The organism is Campylobacter concisus, assembly GCF_902460595.1.
Lineage (GTDB): Bacteria > Campylobacterota > Campylobacteria > Campylobacterales > Campylobacteraceae > Campylobacter_A > Campylobacter_A concisus_BL.
Map to the genome: position 1 here is coordinate 199,057 of NZ_CABPVA010000001.1, position 17,376 is coordinate 216,432.

The following is a 17,376-nucleotide window of genomic DNA, read 5'->3' on the forward strand; positions in this document are numbered from 1 at the left end:
ATTTAAAGTTATAAAAATAGGGCGATTGCTCGCCCAAATTTACTTTAAGGATTATTTCTTCATCTGGATAGCAGTTTGTATCATCTCATCACTTGTCGTGATGCTTTTTGCGCTCGCTTCGTAGGCCTTTTGCGTGACGATCACCTCGCTTAGTGCTTGACCAAGATCGACGTTACTCATCTCAAGCTTATTTGCTAAAATTTGCGCCCCATAAACGGTCTCGCCAGCTTTATTTTTGTAAAAAAATGGCTCGCCAGAGTTGGCTGTGGCTTCATAAAGATTATCGCCAACCTTTGCCACGCCTTGGTCGTTTATAAAGTGATAAAGCGCCACTTTTGCCACCGGGAATGCTCTAGTGTTGTCAAAATTTGCCATTATGTTGCCACGATCATCGACGCTATATTTTGAAAGTAGCCCCTCAGCGTAGCCATCTCTTTTTATGTTGAAGTCTTTTCTAGCGTTTGCTGAGCTTGTCATGCCGTTATAAACGTCCGCATCGCCGTCGCCCTCGAAGTTTAAATTTACGCCGCCAACGCTCGTTAGTGTATTTGCCACAAGCCTGCCACTGCCATTAAATGTAAGCGAGCCCATTGCGGTATTTTGCACGGCTCCGCTAGCATCAGTTATCGTTGCCACCGCGTCCCAGATAGTCTGGTCGCCAGCTTGTGGGATCTGCTTGGTTAAATTTATAGTGACCAAGCTCTTTGTGCCGTCTGCGTTGTAGATATCAGAGGTTAGTTTCTCTTTGTTTGGCACTTCAACGAGCGAGGTGACTTCAGCATTTACCTCTAAATTTGCAAAATCCATAAATTTAAGGCTCTTATCGTTTATCTGCCAAGTGCCGTCACCCTCAAGCGTGGTTGAAAACTCGCTAAATTTACCATCGCCATCTTTTACTTTTACGACCACGCTGTCGCCAGCTTTTGCTCCAAGAGATGTGGTGCTTAGCGGGATCTGTCCGTTTAGTGAGATCGTCTTGTTTGTATTATCAAGCGTGTAGGTGTATTCGCTAGCATCAAGGGCTGTCGTTTTTTTATCTGTTATGCGGCTTGAGTTTAGGTTGCCTTTTAAGCTGATATTTGTAGTAGCCTCAGCTGGCATAAATAAAAAATGAGGCAGTGTTATGCCCTTTTGCGAGCCAGGATCGCCCAGATTTAGCTCTTCTTGCGAGACTGTGTAAGCTTGTGGGGCGCTTGATGTTTGACCATATTTTTTAAGAGCGCTCGCACTTGGCGTGGTTGGAGTGAAATTTGCAAGCGTGCCAAGGAGTAAATTTCCCCTAGTATCTACTAAATTTCCAGCCGCATCTATGTCAAAAGTGCCTGTTCTTGTGTAGTAGTTTTTGCCTGTTTTATCGACAACGCCAAAGAAGCCATCTCCGCCTATGGCAAGGTCAAAGTTGTTATCAGTGCTTTGAAAGCTACCATTTGACATATCAAGTGCAGTCGTTTGCTTGGTAGCTCCAAGTCCCACTTGATCGCTAGTTGGGCCACTTCCTGCTGAGACTAGGTTTTGGTTTATTAAATTTTTAAACTCAGGGATTGAAGCTTTGAAACCGACATTGTTTATATTTGAGATGTTGTTTGACCAAACATCCATGCCAAAGCTTTGCGTCTTGATGCCGCTAACCCCGTTGTAAAAACCTCTCATCATGGCTTTTAGCCCTCGTAATATTCAGATACTTTATCCATTGAAACGTATTCGCCAGCTACCTTCATCATAGCCTTGCCATCTACAAATTTCACCGCCTCGACTGGGTAGTTGCCTACTTGTGTTTTGTACTCTTTGCCATCTTTGCCAGTGTAAGTCGCTGAAATGGTGTATGAGCCATTTGGCACTTGGTTGCCAGACGCGTCTTTGCCGTCCCAAGCTAGGTTATGAACGCCTGCATTTGTCTCGCTTAGATCAGTTGTCCTTACGACTTGACCATTTGCGTTTTTGACCTCGATTTTGCCATTTGCAAGATCTGTCTTAAAGTAAAGCGCAAATTTTGCATCTTTTTTCTCATCTGTTAGCGTGACTGCATTTGAGCCAGTCGAGACCATCTTGCCAAGGGCTGAGATAGCGTAGGCATTTGCGTTTGATTTTAGCTGATTTACTAGCTCTTTCATCGCTTTGTTTGTATTTTCTTGCATCTCGACTGATGCTAGCTGGCTAGTTTGCGTTAGCATCTTTTCAGTATCCATAGGGCTTGTTGGGTCTTGGTGCTGAAGCTCTGTTAAAAGTAGCTTCATAAATGCATCTTTATCCAGCTGTGAATTTGGGTTTGTGCCTGTGCCTTTTGCCGCGTCTATTCTAGAGTTAGCCTTTTTCTCGGCGTTTTTTTGCTGCGTTGTTTGTGTAGTTATATCTGAAACTGAAGCCATAATCTCTCCTAAATATATCTTGGTATTACTAGTTCAAGCAAGCTTTGTTCCGCTTGAGCGTTTTCGCTCTCGTCGCTTTGATTTGAGCTATATTTATTCTTTGCTTGTTCTCTTTTTTCTTGTCTTTGGTTTTGGTCTGAGAAATTCATCTCAAGCTCGGTAAATCCCATATTTACAAGGCTGTTTTTAAACTCAGCTTGGTTTTGTAAAAAGAGGTTCATCGTAGCTGTGGTCGAGCTAAAATTTACATGCAAATTATTGCCGCGATTAACCATCGTGATCTCGACCTCGCCTAAATTTAGCGGATTAAGCGTGATGTTAAAGCGAGTGATCGGCGCTTTGTAGTTTTGCACCTGCTCTTTTAGCGTAGAAGAGAAGTTACTAAGCGTCTCTTTTATCTCCGCCTTTGTTTGAAGCTGGTGTTTAGCGCTATTTGCGATATCTTTTACCATTTGATTTAGCTCTGATTTGTTATCGCTGCTAAATGTCTCCTCGCTTGGCTCAGCCTCGCTCATCTGCTCTCTTTCTGGAAAGAGTAGGGACTCAAGAGTTGGGACTTTTTGCGCCTTTTGCTCGTGTAAATTTACCTTTACTTTTGGCTCTTTTGGCTGCTCCTCTGGCTCAACATCTACTATCTCATCATCAAGCTTTACTTCACTATCATCTAGTTTTTTAGGCTCTTCTTTGACTAAATTTTTAACTTCATTTGTTGGATTTGCCACGACCTCTTTTAGCAAAGTATCAAGCTTTACGACCTCTTTTGGCTCGTTTTTGATGATAGTTTGCTCGACCTCGTTTTTTAGCTCTTTTAGGTAAAAAGGCTTGTCCTCAGTCTTTATCGGCGTGAAAAATTCCTGCTTGCCCAAATTTTTAAACATCTCGTTTAGTTTTGGCACATCTTCATTTGAAATTTCGATATTTTCAAGGCCAAGGTCAAATTTCTTAGCAAGGTCGATAAGATCGCTAACGCTTTTAACGTTGCTAAGCTCTTCGACGTTTTGAGGCACACTTAAGAAATTTGCTATTTTATCGCTGAAATTTGGAAATTTGCTTACTTTTTCATTGCCATTTAGTATCTCTAAAACTTGCAAAAGCTGCATGAAATTTGCATTTTCATAGAGCTCATTTTTTGTATCTTCGTCCAAATTTTCTTCAAGTGCGGCCGAAATTTTTGCCACGCTTTCGTTTTGCGCCTTCTCTATCGTCTCTTTTTGGATATCAACAGTTTTTACTATCTCTTTGACATCCTTTTCGGTGATCTTTTGACCGCTATTTGCCTTACTCGCAGCCGCATCCAAAACCATCGACAAAAACTCGCCGTTGTTTTGAGACTTCTTCGCAGCCGCAGGCTTTTTAGTAGCCGCAGGAGCTAGCAAATCTACGTTGTTTTTCGCTGTGTAAGCTTGCATTTAATCCCTTTAAATTTAAAAACTTAACGCTTACATGCAAAATCTATTCCAAAAATTAATTTCTTGATATCAGCTTAAAATTTATAAAAATTTGGCTATAATCTGCCCCTATTTAAAAACTAATGAAGCGAAAAATATCAAACTAATAAACGGAGAAAAATTTGGAAAAGATACGAAATATAGCCGTCATCGCGCACGTCGACCACGGTAAAACAACAATGGTTGATGAGCTTTTGAAGCAGTCAGGAACATTTAACGAGCATCAAAACCTTGGCGAGCGCGTAATGGATAGCAACGACATCGAAAGAGAGCGTGGCATCACGATCCTTTCTAAAAATACCGCCATTCGCTACAAAGATACAAAGATCAACATCATAGACACCCCAGGCCACGCTGACTTTGGTGGCGAGGTAGAGCGTGTTCTTAAGATGGTTGATGGCGTTTTACTACTTGTCGATGCGCAAGAAGGTGTTATGCCACAAACTAAATTCGTCGTCAAAAAGGCGCTATCTCTTGGACTTCGCCCAATCGTTGTCGTAAATAAGATAGATAAGCCTGCAGGCGATCCAGACCGCGTTATAAATGAAATTTTTGACCTTTTTGTCGCACTTGACGCAAATGACGAGCAGCTAGAATTTCCAGTTGTTTATGCTGCTGCTAAAAATGGCTACGCAAAGCTAAAACTAAGCGATGAAAACAAAGATATGCAGCCACTTTTTGAGACTATCCTAGCTCACGTACCAGCTCCAAGTGGTAGCGACGAGAACCCACTTCAGCTTCAAGTTTTCACGCTTGATTATGACAACTACGTCGGCAAGATCGGCATTGCGAGGATTTTTAACGGCAAGATAGCTAAAAACCAAAACGTTATGCTTGCAAAGGCTGATGGCACAAAGACAACTGGTAGAATTTCAAAACTCATCGGCTTTATGGGACTTGATAGGATCGATATAAACGAGGCTGGCACTGGCGACATCGTAGCGATCGCTGGCTTTGACGCGCTTGACGTTGGCGATAGCGTCGTTGATCCAAACAACCCTCATCCGCTTGATCCGCTCCATATCGAAGAGCCAACACTTAGCGTTGTATTTTCTGTAAATGACGGCCCACTTGCAGGCACTGAGGGCAAACACGTCACATCAAACAAGATCGATGAGCGCCTTGCAAATGAGATGAAGACAAATATCGCGATGAAGTATGAAAACATCGGCGAGGGCAAATTTAAAGTAAGCGGCCGTGGCGAGCTTCAGATCACCATTTTGGCTGAAAATATGCGCCGCGAGGGCTATGAGTTTTTACTTGGCAGACCTGAGGTCATCGTAAAAGAGATAAACGGCGTAAAATGCGAACCATACGAGCTTTTGGTTATCGATGCACCCGATGATACGACAGGCACTGTCATCGAAAAACTAGGCAAAAGAAAAGCTGAAATGGTCTCTATGAACCCAACAGGCGACGGCCAAACAAGGATCGAATTTGAGATCCCAGCGCGCGGTCTGATTGGCTTTAGAAGCCAGTTTTTGACTGATACAAAAGGCGAGGGCGTTATGAACCACAGCTTTTTGGAGTTTAGACCACTTAGCGGCACCGTCGAGCACAGAACAAATGGCGCTTTAGTTTCTATGGAAAACGGCGTAACGCTTGCTTATTCGCTATTTAACTTGCAAGATCGTGGTGTGCTATTTCTTGATCCGCAAGCAAAAGTCTATGTGGGCATGATCATCGGCGAGCACAGCCGTCCAAACGACCTTGATGTAAATCCTATCAAGGGCAAAAACCTAACAAACGTGCGTGCAAGCGGTAGCGATGATGCGATCAAGCTAGTGCCACCTAGAAAGCTAAGCTTAGAGCGCGCACTAGAGTGGATAGAAGATGATGAGCTAGTTGAGGTTACGCCTATAAATATCCGCGTTCGTAAGCGCTATTTAGACCCAACAGAACGCAAAAGAAAAGCAAAACTATAATCAAAATTTGCTAGCAAATTCCCTTTGGTGCCAGCCAAAGGGGCTAGCAAGTGAAATTTAAACCCCAAAACCAAATTTAATAATCAGCTTGTAAATTTATCTATTTATGCCAAGTGGAGTGGGCTAAATTTAGCCAAATTTAGGGCTTGGCTGCTGTAAATTTATAAAGGCTATTTTTTGATTCTGGCGCTTTAAATTTGTAAATTTATACTTGGTAAGTAAATTTGCCTGATCTGATGCCGTCACGAGGAATTTATAGAGTAGTTTGCATTTTATAAAGACTATTTTTGCCCGCAAAAAGCAATCAGTTATGGTGAGTGGATTGGTTTATTTGAATTTACAAAAGGGTTAAATTTTGGTTTTGAGGCCTATTAAATTTGCTTAATTATCTCTTTTAGCAGTGAAATTTATTAAAGCTATTATTTTTGTTTAAATTTGCATTGTGGGTGTTTTTGCTTGCGAGTGACTTTGTGGCAAAATGAGTGGTTCTTTCCTCCTTGCAAAAGGAGCTAAATTTAATAAAATTTGACTTTTGCCTCAAAATTTATGCAAGCTAGGGGTTTGTAAATTTAGTTGTATGTCAAATTTATATCAGCTGGTGCTTGAGTAAAAAAGAATGCAGTAGTTGGCAGAATTTAAATTTCTATGAGGCGGATTTGGAGAGAGCTTTATGGTGAAAAAGCAGACTAAATTTAATGAAATTTAGTCCTTTCTTGCTCTAAATTTGTAAATTTATGCGAGTTGGTAGGTTTTGATCGATATAAATTTTTTGGTTTTGTAGGCATTATATATTGGCTCAAATTTATATTGGTTAGTGCTTGGCTAAAGTTGCTGACCTTAAATTTCAAAAAAGATAGTCTGGGACGAGGTTTATAGCAAGTGAAGGGCTAAATTTAGTTTGGATATTTGTAAATTAAATTTATATAATTAGTAGATTAAATTTAGACCTTGTCTAAAAAACTAGCTTTTAAAACCGCTCTTGCTAGCTGTGAAATTTAGCAAATTTATCACCTTAAACCACAACAAAAACTGCCTAAATTTATAAAAGTGCAGGGCGCAAATTTAACTAGCGGATCTTTTTTAGTTTGGATTTTGAAATTTTATAAATTTTTGATGGTATATCTTCAAAAAAGTGCTCATCAACAACTTCATCAGCCACGCTTCTAGCCCAAATTTCATCAAATTTCATACCATTTTTGTTTGCGCTACTTGAGTAAAGCCAGTCAAATTTGGTTAAAAATTTCTCATGCTCGCACTCTTTTACGACCCTGATCGCCTTTAAATTTGGATATAAAAATGTCGTTTTTCTCGATCGACGGATGAAATTTTTATACTTTTTTGGCGCTCTTGCAAGCTCACGTAAAACGCTAAATTTGGCCGTCGTGATGAGGCAAGGTTTGCCCTCGTTTCGCATTTTGGCGTGGTTTATCTCCTTGTAGTCTTTGCTTAAAAAGCCAGCCGTTGTATCAGTTTGCGCTAGGTATATCATCTCTCTTCTTTGAAAGTAAAAATATGCATGATATGATGAGAGCAAAGCCTAAAAAGTCCCAAAAGACGAACTTCGTCCCAAGCCAAAAATAGCCAAAAAAGGCCGCACTTAGTGGCTCTATGCAGGCTATCATGCTAGCTTTTGAGGCACCTATTAGCTTAACTCCAGTCATATAAAAGCTAAATGCAAATATCGTGCCAAGCGTGATAATGGCGAAAAATGCTAGCCACTGCGCCGTGCCACTAAGCCCTGCGAGCTCCCACACTCTCATATAAAGGCAAAGCACCACTCCACCTATCACCATGCCCCAGCCAATGGTCAGAGCTACGGAGTATTTGGCGTTTAGTCTTGTTGGAGCAAGGCTATAAACGCAGACGCAAACAGCACTTACTAAGCACCAAAATAGCGCTTTTGGTGAGATGACAAGGACTGAAATTTGAGCGTGTGTGGCTAGGAAAAAGACCCCAAGCATCGCGCAGAGTAGTGCCAAAATTTCAAGTGGCCTTGGCGCTCGCCTCTCTTTTAGGCAGATGATGGCTAGGATGAGAACTGGGGCTGTGTATTGAATAACTGTCGCAACTGCGGCGTTTGAGAGCTCGATCGAGTAAAAATAAGCATACTGCGTCATCATGAGCCCAAGTATGGCATATATAAGAAGCTCTGCTAGCAGTTTTATGTCAGTAAGTGGCGCAAAAACGGCCTTTGGAGCCTTAAAAGCGTAGTAGAGCACGATAAATGAGCCAGCTAGCAAGAGCCTATAAGGTACTAAAAAATCAGCGCTTATGCCCTGCGAGAAGAGGTACTGCCCGCAAACTCCACTAAATCCCCAAAGTACGCCACCAACTAGCGTAAGAAGCACTCCAAGTTGATGGCTGGACATTAAATTTATCTATCTTTATGTAGCTGGGCGTCTTTGCCGTAGTGCGGCGAATATGGCCCATAAAGTATGCAATCGCGGCAGTTTCTTGAAAAGAGATAGGCATCAGCCCTTACTGCTAGGTCGTACGATCTATCTGAGATGGTGTTTGCCACCTGCGTGATGACAGCTGAGACTAGCATGCCAAGCAGGCTGTTTTGCCCGCTCCCGCTATCCTCTGCGGCTTCTGCCTCGCCCTGCCAGAGTGTCGCACCACTTTTTATATCGACTAGCTTTGCTTCAAGGACGACCTTTGTCGAGCTAGAGACGATGACATAACTTGTGCCGTAGTCTTTTATATTTATGTAAAGCACGCTATCGGCGTGAAAAATTTTATCAAGCTTATTTAGTGGCACGGCTGCTATCTCGCCTGGCTCAGTGATGCCATTTTGCTTAAATGTATCATTTACAAGAGCCACTGGAAATACATAGTATCCAGCCTCGCTAAGTGGGGCTACTGAGTTAGCTAGAACGGCCGCTGAGCCAGCAACCTCGGTGCTATCGTTTGTTGGCATTAGCACTAAGATGGAGCGTGGCTTTTTTTGTAAAAAGGCTGAGTAGTCGTATGGCTCAGGCTCTTTTAAAGAACAACCCGCAAAAAACAGCGCAAGAAGCGTCACAGCTATAAATTTCAGGCTATTTTCCATCTTTTGCTCCCTCTTTTTTGCTCTGCTTTTTCGGGGTTAAATTTTTAGAGCCTTTGATGAAATTTATAAATTCTCTTGACTCTGGGAAATTTTGCACCTCTTTGTCAAAATTTGCATTTGCAGCGCCTAAATTTCCGTTGTTTAAGTATAAAAGTCCAAGGTGCGCGTATAGCCCAGGGGCAACCTTGTAGCCCCTTTGAGTTGAGTTTTGCACTAAATTTTCTAAGCGTGAAATTTGCTCAGTTGCGTCGCCATCTTCGCTTAGATAGCTATATAGCGAGCTGCTATATGTGCCGTCCCAGTAGTAAAGCGACCTTGGACCACTTGCGTTGCTACATCCTGCTAGCACGAGCGCAAGAGCGCCAAGGCAGGCAAGCTTTATTTTACTTGCCATGCTCCGCTCTCTATGCCATTTACTAGGTTATTTACCGCTTCAACTATCGCTAGGCTTAGCACCTTGCCATTTAGCGTAGAGTCGTATCCTGCGGTGCCGCCAAAGCCGATGATCTCTCTGTTTGAGAGGGTGTATTCGCCAGCGCCGCTAACTGAATATACAACTTCAGCCGTTTTTGTATCAACAACGTTTAAATTTACCTTTGAGTAGGCGGTTTGCTTTTTACCTTTGCCAAGTATGCCAAATAGCTCGTGATCGCCTGTTGTTTTACGGCCAAACTCAGTCACATCGCCAGTTATGACGTATCTTGAGCCTTTTAAATTTTGAGCCTCTTTGCTTAGCTCGCTCTCTTGCTTGATGACTGACATATTTGATCTATCAAGCACTGAAAATCTACCGCTTTGCTGTAAATTTGTGATTAGGATGCTTTGAGCTTGGTTGCCAAGTCTATCCTCACCGTCGCTAAAGGCGCCATTTTGATAGGCTGATTGGTTATTAAAGCGGCCAATAGAAACTGAGACTTTTTTGCCGTTATAAACTGAGCCGTAGCTTGCTACTTTTGGAGTTTCTACCACTCTTGAGCTCTCGCTTGCACATCCAGCAAAAAGCGCTGCGATTACTAGAGCTGCACTAAATTTTAAAACATTTTTCATCTTTATCCTTTGTGACAAAATCGTGTGTATATTACTACTTTTTTTTAAATGGCTCGAAATTTCATCCACGTACCATTTGCGTATCTGCGCACAAAGAGCACCGCCTTTACCGCCCAGTCGGCAAACATCGCAAACCAAGTGCCTATCATGCCAAGATCAAACGTGAGCGCAAATATATAAGCTAGCACGATCCTGCAGGCAAACATGCAGGCTAAATTTACTATCATCGGATATTTTGCGTCTCCAGCAGCTCGAAAAACGGTCGGATAGGTGTAGGCAAGCGGCCAGATAAGGCACATCGCGATGCCGTGATACCAGACGATCTGCCTTGTTAAATTTATGGCTTCGCTTGAGAGATTATAAACGTGAAGCAGCGGCTCAAGAAGTAGTAAAACAACAGCCGTGCTAAAAAGCTGCACGATGTAGATGCTTAGCATCGATTTTCTCACGTAAAATTTAGCCTGATTAAAGTCATTTGCGCCGATGCATCTAGCCACGACGACGCTTAGACCTGTGCCTATCGCCATGCCTGGGAGCACCTGAAACATCACGATCGTCCCGCCCACGGCATTTGCAGCGATGCTTGCCGTGCCAAAGAGCGAAACAAGGCTCAAAACGATGATGCGACCCACGTAAAACATCGAATTTTCAAAGCCATAAGGCACGCCGATATTTAAAATTTTCTTGATGATCTCGTAGTCAAATTTATAGACAAGGCTCTTTCTTATGTGAAGTTTTAGCTTGATATCAAGTAGCAGATAGACGATGACAAAGCAAGCGATCGCTCTTGCTATGAGCGTACTAATGGCGATACCAAGCACCCCTGTGTGAAATGTGTAGATGCTAATGGCAGTTAGCAGCACATTTAGTAAATTTGCAGCCGCCATGATATACATAGGCAGCTTTGCGTTTGACATCGTGCGAAAGATCGCCGCAGCTGCTGCATAGAGGGCTAGAAAGGGCGCTGAAATGGCGGAGAAAACGAGGTAGTGGCTAGCATCGCTCCTCACTTGCTCGCCGATATCGCCAAAGACTTTATCTAAGATGAGGTCTTTTAAAAGGATGATGGCAATGGCTATAAAGATGGCGAAAATTAGGCTAAACCAAACTAGCTGATCGGCGGTATTTCTGGCGTTGCCACTTTGTTTGCTACCTAGATATTGGCTAGCGACCACCGAGCCACCAGTGGCTATAGCGGTAAATATGCTAATAAATAGCGCCATGACAAACTCCACAAGGCTCACCGCACTTACCGCACTTTCGCTAACGCTTGCCGCCATTAGCGAGTTAGCAAGCCCTAGGCTATACTCCAAAAACTGCTCTACGGCGATAGGGAAAAATAGCCTTGTAAGGTCGGCATTTGAGAAAAATCTCTGCTTGTTTGTCAAATTTTTCAAATTTCATCCCCTTTGTAAAGTGTGGGTAAATTATAAATTTTAAAAGGTGAAAAGGCTATAAATTTTGGGTCTTATTTATTGACAAATTTGTCTTAAAGGGAGTAAAATCACGGCAGTTCTAAGTTTTAGAAAGACCTTTTTTGGATACAAAATGCACTCAATCGGAATCGATATAGGCTCAACTTCTGCAAAAGTAGCAGTCATGGAAGCTAGCGGCGAGATAAAGGAGCTATTTTTACTCCCGACTGGCTGGAGCAGCGCAGATACGGCCATGCTTATAAAAGAGCGAGTTTTAGCTTTAGGCCTTGGCGAGCTTTATTTTGTAGCGACTGGATATGGCAGAGTCTCGGTGCCATACGCTGATAAAACGCTTACTGAGATCACCTGTCACGCGCTTGGGGCGCACTACTTTTGCAAAAGTGACTGCACCGTTATTGACGTGGGCGGCCAAGATACGAAGGCCATCAAGCTTGAAAATGGCGCAGTGGCGGACTTTACGATGAATGATAAATGCTCAGCCGGCACTGGTAAATTTCTTGAAGTGATGTCAAACCGCCTTGGAGTTAGGTTTGATGAGCTTACACGCCTTGCTAAAAATAGCGACAAAGATATCGCCATAAGTTCGATGTGTACGGTCTTTGCGGAGTCTGAGATCATAAGCCTTATCGCTCAAAACGTCTCACGAGAAAATATCGCAAAAGCGGTGATCGCCTCAGCTATAAATAAAATTTCAAATTTGGTCAAAAAACAGGCAAATACGAGCTACTTTTTAAGCGGTGGCTTTAGTAAGAGCGAGTATGTGAGAGAAAATTTAGAAGCGTGCTTGCAAGCTAGCGTCACCACGCACAAAGATGCGATCTACTGCGGTGCGATCGGCGCTGGCCTTGCAGGGATAAGAAATTTAAGGAGAGAAGATGGCAATAAATGAGAACATGAATTTGAGCGAAATTTTCGCTACCTATGACAGCGCTAAGAAAAATTTAGCCCAAAACGTCGAAGCGGTCAAAAATAGTGGCCAAAAGATCGCAGCGATATTTTGCACCTACACGCCAAGAGAGCTCATCCACGCAGCAAATGCCTATAGCGTGAGTGTCTGCGCTACTGGCGATAACGCAGTGGTCGAGGGCGAAAAGTACCTGCCTAAAAACCTCTGTCCGCTCATAAAGGCAAGCTATGGCTTTGCCAAGGCAAACAAGTGCCCATTTGTGCGAAACTCTGATATCGTTATCGGCGAAACGACGTGCGACGGCAAGAAAAAGATGTATGAGCTAATGGGTGAGTTTAAAGACGTCCACGTCATGCACTTGCCACATTTCAAGAGCCAAAAGAGCCTAGAGCTTTGGCAAGATGAGGTTAGGGAGCTAAAGGAGCGGCTGGAGGCTAAATTTGACGTAAAAGTGAGCGACGAGGAGCTTAGAAACTCTATCAGGCTATTTAACAAAGAGCGAGAGTTGATGGGGGAAATTCAAAATTTCATGAAGCTAACGCCACCACCGATGAATGGCAAAGAGCTGCACGCACTGCTATATGGAAATGGCTTTATATTTGATAAAGCCGAGCAGATAAGCGACCTTGAGATCATCGTAAATAAGCTAAAAGAGTGCGTGAGGGACAAAATTTCACCCGTGCATAAGGACGCCAAACGCATCATCATCACAGGCTGTCCAAGTGGCGGGGTCTATGACAAGATCGTGCCAGCCATAGAAGAGGCAGGCGGCGTCGTGGTGGCTTACGAAAACTGCACTGGAACTAAAAACTTTAGCAACCTTGTCGATGAAAACGACGATCCAATCAGCGCCATAGCAAAGCGCTACATGGCTATACCTTGCTCGATCATGTCGCCAAATAAAGATAGAGAAAAGGTGCTGCAAGAGATGATAAAAGAGTACAAGGCTGACGGCGTTATCGACGTTGTGTTGCAAGCCTGTCACACCTACAACGTCGAAACTGCTAATATAAAAAGGGCGTGCAACGAGGTAGATACGCCCTATATGGCGCTCGAGACGGACTTTTCTACGAGCGATGCTGGGCAGATCAAGACAAGGCTCGAGGCATTTATAGAGATGCTTTAGGATAAATTTATAAGAGCAGGGGGGCTAAATTTAGCTTTAAATTTAAAATAGCTGACTTGAAATGCAGTGAAATTTACTAAATTTACAAGTCAGCTAAAGCGAATGAAATTTATTATTTGGCTTGCTTAATCGAGCAAGAGCCACCATGCAGAGTTATTGCTATTTATATATCTCATGTGCTGATAGTCATAAAGAACAGAATTCCATTTTTCATCGCCATTTTTCATTTTGTCGTTATATTCTTTTGTTTTTTCTCTATCGCCTAAATTTTTATACATGTCACGTAGATCTCTACATATATAGGCGCTTTTTAATTCATTGCAGCCATATTCAAGCATTTTTACATCTGCTTTTGACTCAGAAAGTGCTTTTGCATAGTCAGAATAAATAGATTTAGTATTTCCATCTTTCTTTGCAAAATAAACTATTTTCCATTTTATCAAATCAAGAGCTGGTATATTGCATGCTGGAGCAAATTTTTTATCATAACAATACTCTGGAATAGTTTTTTCATAATAATTTATAACCTTTTTAAGATCTTTACTCTTTAAAGCCTCTAACCTTTCTAATGCTAAACAACCTAGGTCGTTACCTTGATCTAAGCACCAATATTTTGCTTTTTCAGTGCCAATTTTTTGTGTATTGGTTTCTATAAGCTTTTTATCAGCGCTATAATCATAATTTGGTTTTTCTTTGCTACTCCCAAAGCCCCAAGCATATACGCTACTTGTGGCCAATACGCTGGCTAAGACCGAAGCTAAAATTTGCTTTTTCATCTTGATATCTCCTTTTTGATTTAAAAAGGCATTCTACCCCCCCCCATACTTAAAATAAATTTTAAAAGGGTGCAGGCCCATGAAAAAGTATAAATTTAATGTCTGAGTGCTTGCTAGAAGGTGCAGAGTATGTCAAGCAGTCTGCCAAGCTTTTGCATATCGTTTAAAAAAAGCTGGTTTGGTTTTTGTGTGAATTCTTTGGCTTCGTCTAGGATTTTAGGCTCAGATATGTTGTAAGCAAATTCCTTTTTCAGAATCTTTGCCCCCTTTTTATAAACAAATTTTGCCTCGATAAAACTTGCAAAAAAGCTATCATCTCTTAAGTAGTAGTTGGTGGCCGCATTTACAAAAACTGGCTTTTGAGCCAAAAACTCACCGCAAACGCCATTTGGTGATCTAAATTTAACACTCTCAACCACGTCAGGCCTTATCTCGTAAAACCTTATCTCGCTAGATTTTTTAAGAGCTAAAACATCACCAGCTTTGTTTAAATTTATAGAGGCACTATCTGCTTCAATGACGTTTATAACGCCATTTATGAGAGAATAAGCACTTGTAGTTCTATTTTGATCAAGAAAATTTACCATGCCAAAAAATGGCACGCTGGCATTTTTATCAGCCAAATTTGGCATATTTTTGATTAGTAGTTGCTGCTTTTCGCCACCAAGCTCAAAGTAGCTCACCATGATGGAAATTTCATCCTTTTTGTTAGGTATCTTTTGCGAGCAGCCTGCAAAAAAGAGTATTGCTAACAGCAAAACTACTAAATTTCTCATTTTATGAAGTAATCACCATCAAAGCTAACAAGCGAGTACTTTCTCTCGTTGCCTATGCTCTCTTTAAGCTCATCAATGCTTAAAAACTCCAAGCTATCAGCTCCGATGTACTCTCTGACCTCTTCGACGCTTTTTTTGGCGCTTATTAGCTCCTCAAAGCTTGGTGTGTCGATGCCGTATCGCTCAGGATACTTGAGCTCAGGGCACGCAACTCTGAAGTGAATTTCTTTCGCCCCTGCGTGTCTTAAGAGATCGACCACCTTTTTAGAAGTGGTGCCACGAACGATGCTATCATCGATCACCACGATGCTTTTACCAGCTAGCACGCTTGACATTGGGTTTAGTTTTAGTTTGACCTTTAAATTTCTCATCTCTTGACTTGGCTCGATAAAGGTTCTGCCCACATAGTGATTTCTGGTGATGGCTAGCTCAAATGGAATTTTGCTCTCGTTTGCGTATCCAAGCGCTGCTGGCACGCCGCTATCTGGCACAGGCACTACAAAGTCAGCCTTTACCTTGCTCTTTCTAGCAAGCACCTCGCCCATCTTTTTTCTCACTTCATAGACGCTTTTACCCTCTATAACGCTATCTGGGCGTGCAAAGTAGATGTACTCAAAGGCGCAAATTCTAGGCTCTGGCTCGAAAATTTGCAAGCTTTGAAACTCGCTCTTGCCATGCTCAAAAACTATCATCTCGCCAGGTCTAACATCTCTTATAAATGTCGCTCCCACAAGGTCAAACGCGCAAGTCTCGCTAGCTACGATATATCCGCCGTCCTTTAGCCTACCAAGGCTTAGCGGCCTAACTCCCCAGCGGTCTCTGATGGCAAAGGTCTTGTGGCGTGACTGCACGAGCAAGCAGTAAGCACCTTTTATCTTGTCAAGTGCAGCGATGATGCGATCTTGTAGGTGTTCGTCGTGGTTTCTTGCGATGAGGTGGATGATGTTTTCTGTGTCCATATTTGTCTGAAATATCGCGCCATCTTTGATAAGCTCATTTCTGACCTCGTCTTTATTGACCAAATTTCCGTTGTGGACGATAGAAATTTGACCTAGGGCGTAGTTGGCGGCTATTGGCTGGGCGTCACGGCCTGAGTTTTTGCCAGCTGTCGCGTAGCGGTTGTGACCGATCGCCATGTCGCCTTTTAGAGAGCTCAAGATCTCCTCATTAAAGACATCAGTGACTAGGCCGTTGCCCTTGTGAGTAGAGATCTCGCCGTCGTTACAGACGCTGATGCCACTTGCCTCTTGGCCGCGGTGTTGCATAGAAAATAGCGCATAATACGCCGTTTTCGCCGCATCTTTAGAATTTATGATACCAACTATCGCACACATCTTTTATCCTCTTTTCATCTTTTTAAATTTCATCTTTACAGTTAAATTTGATCTCACTTTTAACGCCTAAACACTTTTTGTAAGTGGCGTGTTATCCAAAATTTGGCACATTCTCCGTTATTTGCACCATTTATAACAATCCAAATACGCTAAAACTAAATTTCATCATCTCAAATCAAACTCGTCAGCTCTTAAATTTTGGCGCTTTTCGCGCTTTGGCAGGTAGAATTTATCGCCAAATTCTAGCTTGTAGCTCTGCGCGTCATCAAGGCTAAATTTAATCATCAAGCCCCAAGCTATCGTCTATTGAGTATAGGCCGCTGCTTTGATCTTTTAGCCAGATGGCAGCCTTGATCGCACCTTTTGAGAAGGTCGCTCGGCTCGTTGCTGTGTGGTTTAGCTCGATAAATTCGCCGTCATTGTAAAAGCCAACCGTGTGACGACCGACCACGTCTCCACCACGAAGTGCCATAACTGCGATCTCATCTTTGCTTCTTGCGCCCACCATGCCAGCTCTGCCTGTTACTAAGACATCTTTTAAATTTAGATCCCTTGCCTCTGCCACGCAACCAGCCAAGGTCATCGCAGTGCCACTTGGAGCGTCCTTTTTGTGTCTGTGGTGCTGCTCGACGATCTCTATATCAAATTCTCTTAAAACTTTCGAGGCGATCCTTGCTATGCGGTTTAACACTGCTACGCCTAGACTCATGTTTGTTGCGTAGAGTATTGGCATAGTGCCTGATGCTAGATGAAGCAAGTTTTTCTCATCGTCATTTAGTCCAGTCGTGCCGATAACTAGTGGTTTTGGGTTGGTTCTAGCATAGTTTAGCAGTGCTACGGTCGCCTCTTTTTGGCTAAAGTCGATGATGACGTCGCACGCTTCAAAAAATTTAGCAAAGTCATTTGTCAAAAGCTCATTGCTTAAATTTTCAACCTCATTTTTTTGGCTAAAAGCGACGCTTAAAAGCGCATTTTTCTCATCTTTTAAACAAGAGATGATACTCTGAGCCATCTTGCCGCTAGCGCCGTAAAGTCCTATTTTTACCAAAATTTATCCTTTGATTTTTGGTTGAAATTTAACATAAAATTTATTATAGAGAGATTACGAAATGGCTTTTGAAAAGGGCTACTTGTAGCTATAATTTAATTAATAATTATCTTTTTGCTAATTATTAGACGCACC

Annotated in this window: 15 protein-coding genes and 1 pseudogene; 3 read left to right on the plus strand and 13 right to left on the minus strand. The window is 42.4% G+C overall.

Translation table 11 applies throughout. The features are described from left to right. Nucleotides 1-51: 51 nt before the first annotated feature. The 3 genes and pseudogenes from F3G86_RS00950 to fliK form a co-directional block, all read right to left on the minus strand. Nucleotides 52-1,653, minus strand: a complete 1,602-nt coding sequence (locus F3G86_RS00950) for a flagellar hook-basal body complex protein (protein ID WP_149722718.1) — start codon at nucleotides 1,651-1,653, stop codon at nucleotides 52-54. A gap of 5 nt (nucleotides 1,654-1,658) precedes the next feature. Further along, entirely contained in the window at nucleotides 1,659-2,366 is a 708-nt protein-coding gene (locus F3G86_RS00955; RefSeq protein ID WP_103601812.1) for a flagellar basal body rod modification protein, read from the minus strand. A gap of 8 nt (nucleotides 2,367-2,374) precedes the next feature. Next, nucleotides 2,375-2,758: pseudogene (gene fliK / locus F3G86_RS11245) on the minus strand (flagellar hook-length control protein FliK); the annotation flags it as partial. Nucleotides 2,759-3,936: 1,178 nt separating this feature from the next. Here fliK and typA point away from each other — a divergent pair. After that, nucleotides 3,937-5,739, plus strand: a complete 1,803-nt coding sequence (gene typA, locus F3G86_RS00965) for a translational GTPase TypA (RefSeq protein WP_004317297.1) — start codon at nucleotides 3,937-3,939, stop codon at nucleotides 5,737-5,739. 1,066 nt (nucleotides 5,740-6,805) lie between these two features. Here typA and F3G86_RS00970 read toward each other — a convergent pair. Genes F3G86_RS00970 through F3G86_RS00995 form a run of 6 tightly spaced genes read right to left on the minus strand, consistent with a single transcriptional unit; the run spans nucleotide 6,806 to nucleotide 11,235 of the window. Next, complete coding sequence (locus tag F3G86_RS00970; RefSeq protein WP_149722720.1) at nucleotides 6,806-7,228, minus strand: Sua5 YciO YrdC YwlC family protein; 423 nt, start codon at nucleotides 7,226-7,228, stop codon at nucleotides 6,806-6,808. Further along, a complete protein-coding gene (locus F3G86_RS00975) occupies nucleotides 7,206-8,108 on the minus strand; it encodes a DMT family transporter (protein WP_149722721.1) in 903 nt (300 codons plus the stop codon). Before F3G86_RS00975 ends, F3G86_RS00970 begins: the two co-directional genes overlap by 23 nt. 5 nt (nucleotides 8,109-8,113) lie before the next feature. Continuing rightward, a complete protein-coding gene (locus F3G86_RS00980; protein ID WP_149722722.1) occupies nucleotides 8,114-8,791 on the minus strand; it encodes a DUF799 domain-containing protein in 678 nt (225 codons plus the stop codon). Then, nucleotides 8,781-9,185, minus strand: coding sequence for a DUF4810 domain-containing protein (locus F3G86_RS00985; protein WP_149722723.1), 405 nt, complete (start codon nucleotides 9,183-9,185; stop codon nucleotides 8,781-8,783). Before F3G86_RS00985 ends, F3G86_RS00980 begins: the two co-directional genes overlap by 11 nt. Then, complete coding sequence (locus tag F3G86_RS00990; protein WP_149722724.1) at nucleotides 9,170-9,838, minus strand: CsgG/HfaB family protein; 669 nt, start codon at nucleotides 9,836-9,838, stop codon at nucleotides 9,170-9,172. Before F3G86_RS00990 ends, F3G86_RS00985 begins: the two co-directional genes overlap by 16 nt. Before the next feature lie 44 nt (nucleotides 9,839-9,882). Then, nucleotides 9,883-11,235: an MATE family efflux transporter gene (locus tag F3G86_RS00995; RefSeq protein WP_149722725.1), complete on the minus strand. Its 1,353-nt coding sequence runs from the start codon at nucleotides 11,233-11,235 to the stop codon at nucleotides 9,883-9,885. A 151-nt stretch (nucleotides 11,236-11,386) separates the two neighbouring features. Between F3G86_RS00995 and F3G86_RS01000 the strand changes: the two genes are divergently transcribed. Beyond that, nucleotides 11,387-12,163, plus strand: coding sequence for an acyl-CoA dehydratase activase (locus tag F3G86_RS01000; RefSeq protein WP_149722726.1), 777 nt, complete (start codon nucleotides 11,387-11,389; stop codon nucleotides 12,161-12,163). Next, nucleotides 12,150-13,307 carry a double-cubane-cluster-containing anaerobic reductase gene (locus F3G86_RS01005; RefSeq protein ID WP_149722727.1) on the plus strand — a complete coding sequence of 386 codons (1,158 nt, stop codon included), beginning with the start codon at nucleotides 12,150-12,152 and terminating at the stop codon, nucleotides 13,305-13,307. Before F3G86_RS01000 ends, F3G86_RS01005 begins: the two co-directional genes overlap by 14 nt. A 125-nt stretch (nucleotides 13,308-13,432) precedes the next feature. Here F3G86_RS01005 and F3G86_RS01010 read toward each other — a convergent pair whose 3' ends face one another. The 4 genes from F3G86_RS01010 to dapB all read right to left on the minus strand — a co-directional run bounded on the left by F3G86_RS01010 (nucleotide 13,433) and on the right by dapB (nucleotide 17,241). Then, nucleotides 13,433-14,083 carry a hypothetical protein gene (locus tag F3G86_RS01010; protein ID WP_149722728.1) on the minus strand — a complete coding sequence of 217 codons (651 nt, stop codon included), beginning with the start codon at nucleotides 14,081-14,083 and terminating at the stop codon, nucleotides 13,433-13,435. A 113-nt stretch (nucleotides 14,084-14,196) separates the two neighbouring features. After that, a complete protein-coding gene (locus tag F3G86_RS01015; protein WP_149722729.1) occupies nucleotides 14,197-14,859 on the minus strand; it encodes a DUF8095 domain-containing protein in 663 nt (220 codons plus the stop codon). Further along, a complete protein-coding gene (purF, locus tag F3G86_RS01020) occupies nucleotides 14,856-16,193 on the minus strand; it encodes an amidophosphoribosyltransferase (RefSeq protein ID WP_149712427.1) in 1,338 nt (445 codons plus the stop codon). Before purF ends, F3G86_RS01015 begins: the two co-directional genes overlap by 4 nt. Nucleotides 16,194-16,470: 277 nt before the next feature. Continuing rightward, on the minus strand, nucleotides 16,471-17,241 hold the full coding sequence (dapB, locus tag F3G86_RS01025; protein WP_107855942.1) for a 4-hydroxy-tetrahydrodipicolinate reductase: 771 nt from the start codon (nucleotides 17,239-17,241) through the stop codon (nucleotides 16,471-16,473). Between the last annotated feature and the right edge of the window lie 135 nt (nucleotides 17,242-17,376).

Excerpts from the sequence above, each read along its gene's own strand:
- F3G86_RS00950 (WP_149722718.1), bottom strand. The coding sequence starts at position 1,653 with ATGATGAGAGGTTTTTACAACGGGGTTAGCGGCATCAAGACGCAAAGC.
- F3G86_RS00955 (WP_103601812.1), bottom strand. The coding sequence starts at position 2,366 with ATGGCTTCAGTTTCAGATATAACTACACAAACAACGCAGCAAAAAAAC.
- F3G86_RS00970 (WP_149722720.1), bottom strand. The coding sequence starts at position 7,228 with ATGATATACCTAGCGCAAACTGATACAACGGCTGGCTTTTTAAGCAAA.
- F3G86_RS00975 (WP_149722721.1), bottom strand. The coding sequence starts at position 8,108 with ATGTCCAGCCATCAACTTGGAGTGCTTCTTACGCTAGTTGGTGGCGTA.
- F3G86_RS00980 (WP_149722722.1), bottom strand. The coding sequence starts at position 8,791 with ATGGAAAATAGCCTGAAATTTATAGCTGTGACGCTTCTTGCGCTGTTT.
- F3G86_RS00985 (WP_149722723.1), bottom strand. The coding sequence starts at position 9,185 with ATGGCAAGTAAAATAAAGCTTGCCTGCCTTGGCGCTCTTGCGCTCGTG.
- F3G86_RS00990 (WP_149722724.1), bottom strand. The coding sequence starts at position 9,838 with ATGAAAAATGTTTTAAAATTTAGTGCAGCTCTAGTAATCGCAGCGCTT.
- F3G86_RS01000 (WP_149722726.1), top strand. The coding sequence starts at position 11,387 with ATGCACTCAATCGGAATCGATATAGGCTCAACTTCTGCAAAAGTAGCA.
- F3G86_RS01005 (WP_149722727.1), top strand. The coding sequence starts at position 12,150 with ATGGCAATAAATGAGAACATGAATTTGAGCGAAATTTTCGCTACCTAT.
- F3G86_RS01010 (WP_149722728.1), bottom strand. The coding sequence starts at position 14,083 with ATGAAAAAGCAAATTTTAGCTTCGGTCTTAGCCAGCGTATTGGCCACA.
- F3G86_RS01015 (WP_149722729.1), bottom strand. The coding sequence starts at position 14,859 with ATGAGAAATTTAGTAGTTTTGCTGTTAGCAATACTCTTTTTTGCAGGC.
- purF (WP_149712427.1), bottom strand. The coding sequence starts at position 16,193 with ATGTGTGCGATAGTTGGTATCATAAATTCTAAAGATGCGGCGAAAACG.